This window comes from Pedobacter psychrotolerans, assembly GCF_004340665.1.
Classification (GTDB): Bacteria; Bacteroidota; Bacteroidia; order Sphingobacteriales; family Sphingobacteriaceae; genus Pedobacter; species Pedobacter psychrotolerans.
In genome coordinates, this window is sequence record NZ_SLWO01000004.1 from 194835 (window position 1) to 208459 (window position 13625).

Genomic DNA, 13625 nt, shown 5'->3' on the forward strand with positions numbered 1-13625 from the left:
ACAATATAAGAAACTACTGATTATGAACAACTTAAAAAACAGTATAAAAATGGTACAGAATTATATTTGGGTGTGGGTTGGGTTTGTATATAACTGCCTATATTATTAGCGAAGAAACACCAACTTTTAAGCTACTACCTTTTCCAAAAAAACACAATCGACCTAACTCGTGTGGCACGGTTTCGAACAATGCACACATCCATTAATTTGTTTTGAAGGATATTTTCTCTTTGCTTCACTAACTGCTGGTCCACAAGAGTTATAACTACCTAAATCATTATAATTTACTGTTGGATAATAAGTGCATCCACTTTCGTGAACCTCATAATCTCCATTAGGTTGTTGGTTCAAATTTAATCTGTAATTAGCCATATTATTAATTTTTAAAGTTTAATTATCCAAACCTATTCAATCACTATGATCATTTTGTACGGTTTCCCGTACCCTCCTCAAAAAAAACAATCCACCCCTATAAGTTGTAAACCTAAATCCCTATCTTGATTTCAATTAATCAAATATTTACTTCTTAAAACAAAAAACAATGTCTAAAACGTATGAAACCGGCCATGCCAAGAATGTGGCCAACTTTGAAACCCTGATTACCTATTTAACCAGTTATGGTGCAGTTTACAACCCAAGTAACACCAAAATTAATCTATCAAGTTTAAACCAGAAAGCAGAATCTGCCAGGTTTATTACCAAACAAGTAAACGAACTAATAGCCACAAGTAGCAGCGCTATAGCTGCACGAGCAGAAGCTTTCGAACCATTAAGCAAGTTAAGTACAAAGATTTTTAACGCATTAAAAGCAAGTAACCTCACTGCTTCAATTATAGATAATGCGGCCACCAACCACCGTAAACTACAAGGCAGGCGAGCAACAGCAATATTAACAGAAGAGCAAAAACAACAATTAGCCGCAAGTGGTACACCTGTAAATCAAATTTCTGCGTCTCAACAAAGTTTCGATAGCAAGTTAGATAGCCTCGATAAGCAAGTTCAGTTACTTAAAACCATTCCGCAATATGCACCAAACGAAACAGAATTAAAGTTTGAAACACTTGTGGCACTACAAAACGATTTGTTACTTAAAAACCGAGATGTAATTTTTAAAAATGCAGAGTTAAACAACGCCCGCCTCAATCGCGATAAAATATTATACCACCCAGATCATGGCATGGTTGCCCTTGCGGTAGATGCAAAAAACTATTCTAAATCTATTTTTGGCACTACTACACCACAATACAAGCAAATTTCTGGCATATCTTTTAGAAATATAAAAATGTAATCCATGAAAACAATCATCCCTATCCCACCAACAATATAAAAACAGCAACAGAAAAAAATCGGTTGCTGTTTTTATTTCATGCCCATTAAGATTACCTACGCAGCTATCTCGTGAACAATCATACTATAAGTCTGAATTTAATAATTATGAATTGATTCTAACACCCCGGTCTGCGACCACCTCTCTGAAAGAGGAGAATGGCGATCGTAATTCTCTCCGATGCATCGGAGGCTGCCCAAAGGTTAGGGTGGTTAAAAAAAAGATAAAACGTTCAAATAGCATTTTAAGGCACACTTTAATCGAACGCTCAGGTTTAAAGATAAGGTAAAACATTCTTTGGCTCCAGGCATAGATAACCTACTGCAAACCTTATGTTGCCTACTGCGAAGCTTATGTTGCTTACTGCAAAGCTTATGTTGCCTACTGCAAACCTTATGTTGCTTACTGCAAACCTTATGTTGCTTACTGCAAACCTTATGTTGCCTACTGCAAACCTTATGTTGCTTACTGCAAACCTTATGTTGCTTAAGCAAAATTTGCATGATCTGCTAAACTTTTAAAACACCGCCACCCTTTTAGCATTTAGTCATCCTGTAATGAGCACTTCATCTTGCTAATCCTGCAAATCCCAAAAATCCTGTTAAAAAAAAAGGGAAACAAAACTAAGTTCTGCTTCCCTACCTCAACCTAAACATTACCTAATTAATAATGTAAATGCTTTTATTATGCTAATTTTTTACCAGTTCTGATAAATAAGTTCGCTATTTTCTTCACATCAGAACCTGTTAAGAACTCATCAAAACATTCTGCTGCGTGAGATTGCGTTACCGCAGTACCATTAATACCGGTAATTTGAACGCCAGCCTGAGTGGTATTTTGTTCTCCTGCGTAAACTGCATCTACTGCTGCAACACCGGTATCATTACCGTTTGCGGTATAAGCAATCCAAGGTTTTAAGCCAGATGCACCTGTTACGTTTGCAGCAACCATTTGGCGAATATGTGCTGCGTGGCGTGCTTCTACAGAGTGAATCCGTAAAGCAGTGGTTAATACTGGCATACCTTTTAAAATTGGTGCCTGGCCTTTATAAGCCCTAACGCCTGTATCTTCGAAAGCCAATGCTACTTTTAAAAATGTTTGATAGTTAGTATTAACATCAGCAAAGCCACCACCTGCTGTAAAGTCGAAATCGGCGAAAACATATCCATCTGCACCAGAAATATTTAAAGCACCTTTTAACAAATCAACGTGTGCACGTTCGTGGTTACGAATAGTAGTAATGGCTTGTCTTGCTGGTCCATCAGGGATGTATGTAGAATTGGCAAGCGTTAAAGCATTGTTGTAATAGTTATATTCAAGGTATTCTAATGCTAAAGCAAAATTTAATACATCGGTAACTGAAGATGGATTGGTTTGACCATAAGCTTTTTGAAACAATGAGCCCATAGCTAATGGTAAGGCAGCCATAGAAATTTTCTTTCCAACGTTGAAAAAATCTTTCATTGCACTGCGTCGCGGACTTAATCTTTCATAGATCTCTCCATCCACTTTTTCAATTTGGTCTAATATATTTAAGATATTCATGATTGCTGAGTTTTAAAGATTAAAGGTTAATTACGTTAATTTTGGTTTTGATATATTTACCTGCAGCATTTGCAGCTAACACTTTATCTGGTGTTAAAGAAGCATCTAATCCGCCGGCAACGTCAGCACCTAGTGCAGTAAGTTCAGTTAAGTTTGCAAAATTTCCGTTAGAAATTATGTCTCTGATATAAGCTGCATGACGCGCTTCTACAGAAACGATTTTACCTGCCGCTACCAGGTAAGCATCTGTTGTAATACGTACACCCGCGCCATTGTATGCGGCTACACCTAAATCTTCAAATGCCATGGCTGCACCTAAAACACCGCTTGCACTTGTAAAATCAATTGATGAGAAATCTACTTCAAGGCTTCCAATTGCTGCTGTACTTAATACATTTTTAAAAAACTCTCTGTGTGCAATTTCATGGAATTGAATATCCTGGAAATAAGCTTTTTGAGCGGTTGTGAATGATGATGGTGGTGCAGATGCCACTTTAACATAAAATGCAGCTTCTAGTTGTTCTAATGCATAGGCATAATTTAAAACGCCAATTTCATTTTTAAAATCCAAAGTTGCGCCAGTCATTACGTTTTCTACACCACGGTCTTTTTTACAACCTGCTGCTACTAACGCAATACCCGCCGCACTCGCTCCTGCATACTGAAGAAAAGATCTTCTGCCTAGTGAGCCTTTAAATAAACTTTCATTTTGAAGTTCACTTTTTGTTTCTAGTTCATTGTTTTTCATAGTCATCTATGTTTTAGGTTTTTGAATTCGTTTGATGATACATACGTGACAATTAATCGGCTGGTTTTTTCTTTTACACTTTTTTTTATTAAGTGATTTTTAATACATTCACCAACCTATAACTATGATTACACTAAAAGCCATTATTGTTGATGATGAAGAGTTTGCACGTTCGTCGTTATTTTTCCTTCTGCAGCAGAATTGCCCACTGGTAGAAATCATTGGTATTGCAAAATCTGTAACCGAGGCAAAGGAAATTTTAGCCCATCATCCCATCAATTTAATTTTTTTGGATATCGCCATGCCCGGCAGTAATGGTTTCGAACTTATTCCTGATGCGCAAAAACATCATGCTGCAGTTATCTTTACTACCGCATATGATCAGTATGCCCTTAAGGCGATTAAAGCAAATGCGTTAGATTATCTTCTAAAGCCAATTGATATAGATGAATTAAAAACTGCCGTAGATAAAGTTTCCGAACACCTTAAACGCTACCAACACCAGAATGAAAGTGATGAACGCATGGTAAATCTGGCATCAAGCCTGAGTACGAAATCGGAGATAAAAAAGTTAACCCTACCCTACGGACAAGGCTTTAAAATGATAGATGTAGATGATATTATTTATATTGAGGCCGATAGCAATTATTCTGTTGTCCACTTTGCAGATCAGGATAAAATAACCGTTTCAAAAGTATTGAGGGAGTTTGAAGAACTTCTTCCCTCCGATCAGTTTGTACGTGTACATAAATCCAGTATTATTAACCTCAACCACTTAAAAGAATACAATTCAAAAAACGGATTACAGGTTTTCTTGAAAAATGGCGAGAGCATCAATATATCACGACGTAGAGCAAGTGATTTTTTTGAGAAAATTAAACTATTTATCAAAGCAGGTAGTGACCATTAATTTCGTCTCAACCATATTAAAAACACATCAGATGATCAAGAAAATGCAAATTTTTCATCATTACCATTTCATCTGTGCCCTGCTTTTTTTGCTTTTTTTATTGCCGAAGGATCTATTTTCTCAAACAACTTACCTCCCCCATTACACCTCAAAAAATGGCCTGGCCAGTAATAACTGTTATTACATTTTACAAGATAAAAAAGGCTTTATCTGGATTGCGACCGATAATGGTTTAAGCCGGTTCGATGGAACCAATTTCCAAAATTTTACCATTGAAGATGGCTTGCCTGACACTCAGATTCTTCAAATGAAAGAAGATAAGAGCGGCCGGATATGGTTCTTTGCATTAAATGGTCAGCTAAGCTATTTAAAAGATGGTAAGTTTTACAATAAAGACAATGATCAGCTACTCAAAAAACTAAATTTTAACACCGTAATTGTCTCATTTCTAATTGATAAATCTGGTAGAATCTGGCTAGGCACTAACTCTAATTTAATTGTTTGCTGGGATGGAAAAACGATCACAAAATATGTTTCTCCAAATCCAGATGATAAGTTTATAAATGCCTTTATCCATGAAGATGAGCGAGGAAACATTTTTGCATATAGCGATTTAAGCGTTCAAAAATTTAATGGCAAAACGTTTTCAATAGTTAAATCTGCTGTGCGCCCCATTTCTTATATGACAGCAACCAGCCTGCCCAATCAGTCACTCCTTTACCTGGATCAAAAAGGGCTGAAAGAATATAAATCAGGAAAAATAAATGACCTCATCCCTATCCCGCAAAATTTAATCAAGAATATGTCGGGCTATTTTTATTACGATCAAACACTAAAAGAAGTTTGGTTGGCCAATGCAAATGGCACCTTTGCATTAAATAAAAGTGGAAAAACAGTTCAGTATCTTCAAGATATTTCGGTAAACCAGGTAATGAAAGATAGCAACCAGAATATGTGGTTTGCCACCAGTACCGGAATCTACATGCTGCCAAACATCAATAACAGGCTTTCTATTATTGATGCAGAATCAGGATTGAGCAGCAATGTAATCAAAAGCATTACTAAAGATGGAAAAAACCGCTTGTGGTTAGGTACTGATGATGCCGTGATTGATATTTTAAATATTCATAATTACCAGCTCCTTGAAGTGGGTTTAGATGACTTTAAAAAATACAAGACCATTAAACAACTGGCCTACGATCCTAAAAATGAATCCATTTATTTCGCTTCAGATTATGGCATGGGCGTGTTTAAAAATATTTATAAAAACACAGATAATGTAAGTTACCTCAAAGAAGCTAACAATTCTATGTTCGTAATTAAACACTTTAGTTTGAGTGGAAATAATAATCATTTAGCATTAGCTTTATCTTCCGGTGTGGTTTTCTTATCAGATAAAATGAAAAAATTTGAATTCAATTCCCTCAAGTACCGGGAAAAGGAAGATTTTTTTAAAGACAGGTCTTATCATGTTTTTTATGATAAAAAAGGAAATTTATGGTTTTCCAATATCAATGGCTTATCTGAATTTTCTAATGGACGCCTAATTAAACATTATGAAAAGGAAAATCTGTTAACCAAACGCATTAATGACATTCAACAACTGGCTGATGGCACACTGATTTTAGCGACTGATGGATATGGCTTAATTTTTTATCGGGATAATAAAATCACCAGACAGATTACCCAGGAAGATGGCTTAACCAATAATGTTTGCACTAAACTTTTTATCAAGAATAATGAAATATGGGTGCTCACCAATAAAGGTGTAAATAAAATTACCAACTATCCTAAAACACCAAGCGTAGCCAATTTTGATTATGGGAAAGAGTTGCTCAGTGATGATATTAACAGCCTGTTTATAGATGATAGTACGGCTTATTTCGCAACCAATAAAGGTTTAATCTTATTTAAGTATAACAATAAAAACATCACCAAAAACTTACCTAAAGTTTATGTAACGTCCATCGTTAAAGATAACGAGCGTTTACCTGTAAACCAGGGAAATTTCACTTTTGAAACAGGCACCAATACCATCTTATTTACTTTTAGTGCTGTAGATTTTACAACGAGTGATATTACTTATCGTTATCGCTTAAATGAAAATGCAGCATGGGTAGAAACACGTACCAGAAGGCTAGATTTTTCTTCACTTCAATCTGGAGATTATGTTTTTGAAGTATGTGCCAAAAATCAGAATGGAAACTGGGGACCATCAGCAATGATTTCGTTTACCATTAAAAAGCACTTCTGGCAAAGTTTGTGGTTTCTTTCTATCCTGATCTTGCTCGTTGCATATATTTTCTACAAAGTGGCCGTTTACATTACCCGCAAGCAAAAAGATAAAGAACAAGCTCAACTGCTCCTAAAAAATAAAGTGCTGATGTTAGAGCAGCAGGCTTTGCAAGCCATGATGAACCCACATTTTGTGTTCAATGTAATGAATTCCATTCAGCATTATATCAATACGCAAAATACAGCATCGGCCAACAAGGTTTTAACAGGTTTTGCACGCTTGATTAGAAAAAACCTGGAAATATGTACCAAGAGTTATATTTCATTGGATGAGGAATTGGAATACCTGAATCTTTACTTAAAACTGGAGAAAAACAGATTCGGAGATAAACTTCAATATACCATTTCAATTGATGAAGAAATTGATCAGGAAGACACTTTTATTCCTTCTATGCTTCTCCAGCCTTATGTTGAAAATGCCATCTGGCATGGAATTATGCCAAAAGAAACGCAAGGATTGATTCAGGTTAACATTAAATTATTAGATGCTGATTACCTGAACATCGAAATTATAGATGATGGAATTGGCATTGAAAATTCACTAAAAAATAAAAAGGAAGATCACATCAGTAAAGGAATGCAACTCACCAGAGAACGATTAAATCTTTTAAGCCAGATTGAAGCAAAACCTATACATTTAAAGGTTAGTCAAAATGCTACAAATGGTACAACAGTTTCAATTTCTGTACCGTTAAAATAAATAAATTACCGTTTACTCAATTTTTAATACCACTCACTAAATAGAACTTTCGCAGAACATGGTTTAGCCTTAAACTTGTGTTAGAAATAAACGATAGTGTTTATCAAAGACGTTCTTATAGGATTGATATAGATATTTAATAACCTAACCTAAAGCTATATCTTAATTCAGGTTTCATTTGTGTGTTAAAAGCGGTCTTGTTTTTTAAAAGCGAGACCGCTTTTTTTGTGCCCAAAAATTATATTTTTGTATATGCCTCAGCAAGATATCACCAGACACATCGAAGCCCTTATTTTTTCTTCTATTCAAAGCATTAGTGTTGAAGAAATTATACTTGCTTTAAATGCTGTATTTGAAGAGGAAATTGTAGAAAGCCAGATTTTTGAAAGTTTAGATCTTATCGCAGCGAAATATAGCAAAGATGATTTTGCTATCGAATTGGTAAATCTCAACAAAGGTTATCAGTTTTTAACCAAGAAAGATTACCACGAAACGGTTAATCAACTTCAGTTGCATCGTTCTAAGAAAAAGCTGAGTCAGGCTGCTATGGAAACCCTGGCCATTATCGCCTACCGACAGCCGATTACCAAGTTGGAGATTGAGCAAATAAGGGGCGTAAACTCCGATTATTCTGTCCAGCGATTGTTGGAAAAAGAACTCATCAGCATTGAAGGTAAAGCCGAAACCCCCGGCCGGCCGATTCTTTATCGTACCAGTCCTTTATTTATGGATTATTTTGGTTTAAATCATTTAAATCAGCTTCCACAGTTAAAAGATATCACGAAAGAAGAAAATACAATTGGTGAAAACACAGCATAAAATAATTTAATTTCTTCGCTTACAGATTGTTATTAAAAAAGTTTTTTTAGTATTTTTAAACTATTAAACCAATCTTTATTTTTGTGTTATGAAAGCGCCAAAGAAACTCCCAACTAAACCAACTACCCAGAAACAGGTAGATGAAGACGACGATATGGAAGATGATGATATTCAAGCTATAAAGGCAAAATCTCAGGAGGAAGATGAAGATGATTTTGATGTTCCATTAGATGACCTTGACAACTTTGATAACTTTGACGATGATGACGACGATTTTTAATATTTAAAAAATGATATATTTGAAAAAGCATCCTACCTGTTGGTTGGATGCTTTTTAATTTTAAAAACATTCCATGCAAATTATACTGGTAAATAATTCAGCGCTCAAAAATGATTTCTTAAGCGTTCCAAAAGTACTTTACAAAAATGATAAAAATTGGATCTGTCCTTTAGACACTGAAGTTGAAAATGTTTTTGATCCTCAAAAAAACAACTTTTTCAATCATGGAAAATGTACCAGATGGGTTTTAAAAGATTCGTCTGGAAATCTGATTGGTCGTGTTGCAGCATTTATTAATGATAAAAAAGCATTTCAATATGACCAGCCTACTGGCGGAATGGGCTTTTTTGAATCGATAGATGATGAACAAGCTGCTTTCCTACTATTTGATACAGCGAAGGCATGGTTAATTGAAAATGGCATGAAAGCCATGGATGGCCCAATTAATTTTGGGGAAAATGATTCATTTTGGGGTTTACTGGTTGAAGGCTTTACCCCTCCCTCTTTCGGAATGAATTATAATTTCCCCTATTATAAAAAGTTTTTCGACGCTTATGGTTTCACCACTGAATATGAACAACTAACCAACCACATTAATTTAACCATTCCTTTTCCAGAGCGTTTCACTAAAATTGCCAACTGGGTTAGAAATAAACCCGGTTATACTTTCGAATATTTTAGCAAGCAAAATGCAGAAAAGTATATTAACGACTTAATGGAAATTTACAATGATGGCTGGCAGGATTTTGAAAGTTTCGTTCCCATTAAAAAGGAAACCTTAAAGGAAAGTTTTAAGAGTATGGAACCCATCATGGATGAAAAATTAATTCAATTTGCTTATTTTAATGGTGAGCCAGCATCTTTTGTGGTTTTAATACCAGATGCCAACCAAATGATTAAAGGTTTTGATGGTAAGCTGGGCATTATTGAAAAGTTAAAATTTGCTTACCGCAGATGGGTTGGTGTGACCAGAATGCGTGCCATTGTGATGGGCACAAAACCTAAATTTCAAAAGCATGGATTAGAATCTGTTCTATTTATCAGATTAGGGGAATACGTTCTTCCTAAAAACCAATACAAAGAACTGGAATTAAGCTGGGTGGGTGATTTTAACGAACAAATGATTGCTATTCACAAAGCTACAGGCGCAACCTTCGGCAAAAAACACCTTACCATGCGCAAGATCTTTTAAATTAAATCGTCATTGCAAAAAGGTCTTTTCTGCAACTTGCAATGACGATTTTGCGAAGAACCTAGCCTAAACTTTTATATTTCGGCAAATTAATCAAAAGCACACTTCCTAAAATAATCACCAGACCAATCACCTGCGTAATCCCGATTACCTCGTTGGTAAAGGTTAAGCTTAATAAAACTGCAACCACCGGATTTACATAAGCGTAAGTGCTCACTTGCGTAGCCGGACGAACCTTAAGCAACCATACATAAGCACTAAACGCCGCGATTGAACCGAATATGATCAGGTAAATGATCGAAAGCCAGGCATCAAGTGATATATTTCCCCAATCCAATAACTTAAATTCTGATTTTAAAAAACCTCCTGGTACAAATGCTATACTGGCCATTAACATTTGCCAGCCTGTGTTTACAGAAACTGAACTTCCGGTAGTGGGGTGATATTTCGAGTAAAGCGATCCTCCAGCCCATGCTATAGGCCCGAAAACCAATAATACCATACCTATAATCTGCTGATTGCTTTGAGGTTTATCCATTGCCTGCACAATCTGATCGCCGAATAATAGCACTACACCCAAAAAACCTATTATTAATCCGGATACAATATATTTATTACTCAGATTTTCTTTCCAGTGCGATTTATCCAATACGACAAACCATATTGCCGCAGAAGCAACCATGATGGCGACTAAACCACTTGGAATAAACTGCTCTACCCAAATTACGATGCCATTTCCCAAACCCAACATTAAAATCCCACTTATAGCAGCAATTTTCATCGTTTTCAAGTTAAAAATCTGCTCACCCTTAATCTTACACCAGGTTAACATCAAAATACCTGCAACCGAAAAACGGAATGCACCTAAAATGAACGGAGGGAAACCGACCAACGCTTTCTGGATAAAAAAATAAGTAGAGCCCCATACGATATATACAATAGCGAACGCGAGGTAAACCATTAACGGAGATGCCGTTTTGTTTAAATTTGACATGTTTTTATTTTTGAGGAATCACCAATTGTTGTTGCTCTTTTACCGTTTCTAAAACTATTGTTGTTTTAACCGATAAAATATTGGGAACCTTACTAAACTCATCGCGTAGTAAAGCCATGAGTGATGCAGAATCTGTTGTTCTCACCTTAACCAAAAAACAATCATCACCTGCAATAACATGCACTTCCTGTACATCTGGAATTTTCGCCAATGCGTTTGCGGTATCGTTGCAACTGAAACTTTTCGATGATTTGATCGAAATAAAAGCGAGCAATTTTAAATCAACTGCAATGGGATTTACCTTGGCGCTGTATCCGATAATTACATTTTTCTTTTCAAGTTTTTTTACGCGTTCCAGCACAGCTGACGGAACCAGATCCAATGCCTTTGCTAAATCTACATTAGAGATCCGGGCATTATCCTGCATCAGTCTGAGAATAGCCAGATCAACATGATCCAGACTAATATTATTTTCAGCTACCATTCTATAAACATACAAATAATCAGAATAAAATTCATTTTATATTTAATAAATATGAATTTTATTCTACCAATCAGGATTATTCTGATCATTAGTCTGACCAATGTCTGTAAGACTGAATTTTATATTTGGAATTTACAGAAAAATGGAAACTGCTTATTAGACTAGCTGTTTGATGAAATACCAAACAGTAAATAAGATAATGACTTTATGATCATTAATGCTTAATAATTCGAGCAATGAATTTTATATTACACTATCGATTGGTGTTTCACCATAGTTGTTTGGAAATTATGATTTGTCAATCGAAAACTGCTACTGAATGGCTAACCACCCCCTGCCCCTCCTAAATTAGGAGGGGAGTTCCCCTCATAGCTGTATAATGTAAACTGCTATTAATCTTTCGAATAACTGAGGCGTTTCACTAATTAGCAAACCATCATGAATCCTGATTCTTGTGATTCATCAATCAATGAGTCGAGTCCATCATGAGTCGCCAATGAATTTGATTTACATCCCTAGTTTATCATAAAGGTCAATAACCTTTTTACGAAGTTTATTGACCTCTTCTTCTTTTTCAATCAGTTGTTGTTTCAATGCATCTAAATCAGCTGAAGAATTTAGTTCTTCTCCATTAGTGCCAGAAATTAACTGCATCACCGGGACTTTAAAAGTTTTGGCTATTTGTAAAAGCCTGGAGATATTCAGGTCAGTTTGATTTTTTTCAATTTTGCAAAAAGCAGGTGTAGAAATATCAAGCATTTTAGCAGCATCTGCCTGGCTTAAGCCCAAAGCTTGTCTACTTTGTTTAATACGATCTCCGATGCTTTTCATACTTTTTTAGATTTGAGATATTAGAGGTGCGATAAGAAAACCTGAGTCCGTCTCCTATCTAATATCTCATGTCTTAAATCTATCTTTCTAATAGAGCCGCCAATTCTGGTAGATCGAAACCAGCATAATTACCGGAGCTCATCATCAATAAATTGGTGTCTTTATAATTCAGGCTTAACAAATACGATTTCAGCTTTGCAGCATCATTAAAGAATTTAAGTTTTGGGTTAGCAAAAGCTTGTTGTACATCTTCTTCAGAAAACGGCTCCATTCTCTTTTGTTCAAAACTCTTCAAATCGATAAAGACAATTGCTTCATCTGCCTGGTTCATCGCGCCAGCATATTCTTTCAAAAAATCTTTATTTAAACTACTAAAAGTGTGCAGTTCGATACAGGCTACCAATTTCCTATTTTCAAACTGAGCTTTCACGGCATCAATTGTAGCCTTAAGTTTTGATGGTGAATGTGCAAAATCTTTATATACGTTTGTAGATTCATTCGCAGAAATCACTTCCAGACGTTTTGCTGCTCCGGTAAAAGATGCTATTGCGATATCAAAATCAGCATAGCTAATATTCAGTTCTTTACAAACCAGTTTTGCAGCATTTAAATTCATAAGGTTATGATCACCAAATATTTTTAAAGCCGTTTTCTCTGGCAGTAAATATGTAATTCCATTTTGGATTTCGTGATCAGGAATGGCATACCCTATCTTGTTAACTTTTGCTTTCGACTGATCTACAATATTATTCAAATCCTGATCAGCCTTGCAATAAATCAAAGTACCATTTTCTTCAATGGTATCAATAAATTTATCAAATTGTAAAGTATAATCAGCATAAGTAGGGAACACATTAATATGATCCCAGGCAATCCCGCTGATTACCGCAACATTGGCTTTATAAAGATGAAATTTTGGTCTTCTGTCTATCGGAGAAGATAAATATTCATCTCCTTCAATAATCATTACAGGTGCTTCTTCAGTTACTTTTACCATGGTTTCAAAACCAGCTAATTGTGCACCAACCAGGTAATCGAAATCACGTTCATAATGATTAAGCACATGTAAAATCATACTGGTAATGGTGGTTTTACCATGGCTACCACCAATAACAACACGCAATTTATCTTTGCTCTGCTCGTAGATATATTCCGGATAAGAGTAGATCTTTACACCAAGTTCCTGAGCCTTTAACAACTCTGGATTATCAATTCTGGCGTGCATGCCTAAAATTACAGCATCTAAATCTGTCGAAATGCGATTTTCATCCCAACCCATTTCGGAAGGCAATAAACCATATTGATCCAAACGCGATTTTGCGGGTTCAAAAATTACATCATCCGAACCTGAAATCTGATACCCTTTTTTATGTAAGGCGATGGCCAGGTTGTGCATGGCACTTCCACCAATCGCTATAAAATGTATACGCATATAAATTAATTTTGAATGAGAGAAATACTGAATGAGAGAATGGGTGTTGTGTTAAAACTCAATCATTC

12 protein-coding genes are annotated in these 13625 nt (G+C 35.6%); 6 read left to right on the forward strand and 6 right to left on the reverse strand.

The window, feature by feature from the left end:
• Nucleotides 1-541: 541 nt before the first annotated feature.
• On the forward strand, nucleotides 542-1288 hold the full coding sequence (locus EV200_RS11290; protein WP_132532643.1) for a hypothetical protein: 747 nt from the start codon (nucleotides 542-544) through the stop codon (nucleotides 1286-1288).
• Between the two features lie 723 nt (nucleotides 1289-2011).
• Here EV200_RS11290 and EV200_RS11300 read toward each other — a convergent pair.
• The gene (locus EV200_RS11300) at nucleotides 2012-2872 is read right to left on the reverse strand and encodes a ferritin-like domain-containing protein (RefSeq protein WP_132532645.1); all 861 of its coding nucleotides are present in this window, start codon (nucleotides 2870-2872) and stop codon (nucleotides 2012-2014) included.
• Between the two features lie 19 nt (nucleotides 2873-2891).
• On the reverse strand, nucleotides 2892-3620 hold the full coding sequence (locus EV200_RS11305; protein ID WP_132532647.1) for a ferritin-like domain-containing protein: 729 nt from the start codon (nucleotides 3618-3620) through the stop codon (nucleotides 2892-2894).
• 124 nt (nucleotides 3621-3744) lie between these two features.
• On the opposite strand from EV200_RS11305, the gene EV200_RS11310 reads away from it, so the two are divergent.
• The 5 genes from EV200_RS11310 (at nucleotide 3745) to EV200_RS11330 (ending at nucleotide 9816) form a co-directional block, all read left to right on the forward strand.
• Nucleotides 3745-4530, forward strand: coding sequence for a LytR/AlgR family response regulator transcription factor (locus tag EV200_RS11310; protein ID WP_132532649.1), 786 nt, complete (start codon nucleotides 3745-3747; stop codon nucleotides 4528-4530).
• Nucleotides 4531-4561: 31 nt separating this feature from the next.
• Nucleotides 4562-7525, forward strand: coding sequence for a sensor histidine kinase (locus tag EV200_RS11315; RefSeq protein WP_132532651.1), 2964 nt, complete (start codon nucleotides 4562-4564; stop codon nucleotides 7523-7525).
• Between the two features lie 252 nt (nucleotides 7526-7777).
• On the forward strand, nucleotides 7778-8344 hold the full coding sequence (gene scpB / locus EV200_RS11320; protein WP_132532653.1) for an SMC-Scp complex subunit ScpB: 567 nt from the start codon (nucleotides 7778-7780) through the stop codon (nucleotides 8342-8344).
• 88 nt (nucleotides 8345-8432) lie between these two features.
• Nucleotides 8433-8624, forward strand: coding sequence for a hypothetical protein (locus EV200_RS11325; RefSeq protein ID WP_132532655.1), 192 nt, complete (start codon nucleotides 8433-8435; stop codon nucleotides 8622-8624).
• Nucleotides 8625-8697: 73 nt separating this feature from the next.
• Nucleotides 8698-9816, forward strand: a complete 1119-nt coding sequence (locus tag EV200_RS11330; RefSeq protein WP_132532657.1) for a GNAT family N-acetyltransferase — start codon at nucleotides 8698-8700, stop codon at nucleotides 9814-9816.
• Nucleotides 9817-9877: 61 nt separating this feature from the next.
• On the opposite strand, the gene EV200_RS11335 is transcribed toward EV200_RS11330, so the two are convergent.
• The 4 genes from EV200_RS11335 to EV200_RS11350 form a co-directional block, all read right to left on the reverse strand.
• Complete coding sequence (locus tag EV200_RS11335) at nucleotides 9878-10810, reverse strand: EamA family transporter (protein WP_208864534.1); 933 nt, start codon at nucleotides 10808-10810, stop codon at nucleotides 9878-9880.
• Between the two features lie 4 nt (nucleotides 10811-10814).
• Entirely contained in the window at nucleotides 10815-11294 is a 480-nt protein-coding gene (locus tag EV200_RS11340; RefSeq protein ID WP_132532659.1) for an Lrp/AsnC family transcriptional regulator, read from the reverse strand.
• A 507-nt stretch (nucleotides 11295-11801) separates the two neighbouring features.
• Entirely contained in the window at nucleotides 11802-12125 is a 324-nt protein-coding gene (locus EV200_RS11345; protein ID WP_132532661.1) for a helix-turn-helix domain-containing protein, read from the reverse strand.
• A 79-nt stretch (nucleotides 12126-12204) separates the two neighbouring features.
• The gene (locus EV200_RS11350; RefSeq protein WP_132532663.1) at nucleotides 12205-13557 is read right to left on the reverse strand and encodes a UDP-N-acetylmuramate--L-alanine ligase; all 1353 of its coding nucleotides are present in this window, start codon (nucleotides 13555-13557) and stop codon (nucleotides 12205-12207) included.
• Between the last annotated feature and the right edge of the window lie 68 nt (nucleotides 13558-13625).

What these genes read in the sequence shown, in the direction of transcription:
- EV200_RS11290 (WP_132532643.1), top strand. Translation starts at nt 542, where the DNA reads ATGTCTAAAACGTATGAAACCGGCCATGCCAAGAATGTGGCCAACTTT.
- EV200_RS11340 (WP_132532659.1), bottom strand. Translation starts at nt 11,294, where the DNA reads ATGGTAGCTGAAAATAATATTAGTCTGGATCATGTTGATCTGGCTATT.
- EV200_RS11310 (WP_132532649.1), top strand. Translation starts at nt 3,745, where the DNA reads ATGATTACACTAAAAGCCATTATTGTTGATGATGAAGAGTTTGCACGT.
- EV200_RS11350 (WP_132532663.1), bottom strand. Translation starts at nt 13,557, where the DNA reads ATGCGTATACATTTTATAGCGATTGGTGGAAGTGCCATGCACAACCTG.
- EV200_RS11305 (WP_132532647.1), bottom strand. Translation starts at nt 3,620, where the DNA reads ATGAAAAACAATGAACTAGAAACAAAAAGTGAACTTCAAAATGAAAGT.
- EV200_RS11345 (WP_132532661.1), bottom strand. Translation starts at nt 12,125, where the DNA reads ATGAAAAGCATCGGAGATCGTATTAAACAAAGTAGACAAGCTTTGGGC.
- scpB (WP_132532653.1), top strand. Translation starts at nt 7,778, where the DNA reads ATGCCTCAGCAAGATATCACCAGACACATCGAAGCCCTTATTTTTTCT.
- EV200_RS11325 (WP_132532655.1), top strand. Translation starts at nt 8,433, where the DNA reads ATGAAAGCGCCAAAGAAACTCCCAACTAAACCAACTACCCAGAAACAG.
- EV200_RS11330 (WP_132532657.1), top strand. Translation starts at nt 8,698, where the DNA reads ATGCAAATTATACTGGTAAATAATTCAGCGCTCAAAAATGATTTCTTA.
- EV200_RS11335 (WP_208864534.1), bottom strand. Translation starts at nt 10,810, where the DNA reads ATGTCAAATTTAAACAAAACGGCATCTCCGTTAATGGTTTACCTCGCG.
- EV200_RS11300 (WP_132532645.1), bottom strand. Translation starts at nt 2,872, where the DNA reads ATGAATATCTTAAATATATTAGACCAAATTGAAAAAGTGGATGGAGAG.
- EV200_RS11315 (WP_132532651.1), top strand. Translation starts at nt 4,562, where the DNA reads ATGATCAAGAAAATGCAAATTTTTCATCATTACCATTTCATCTGTGCC.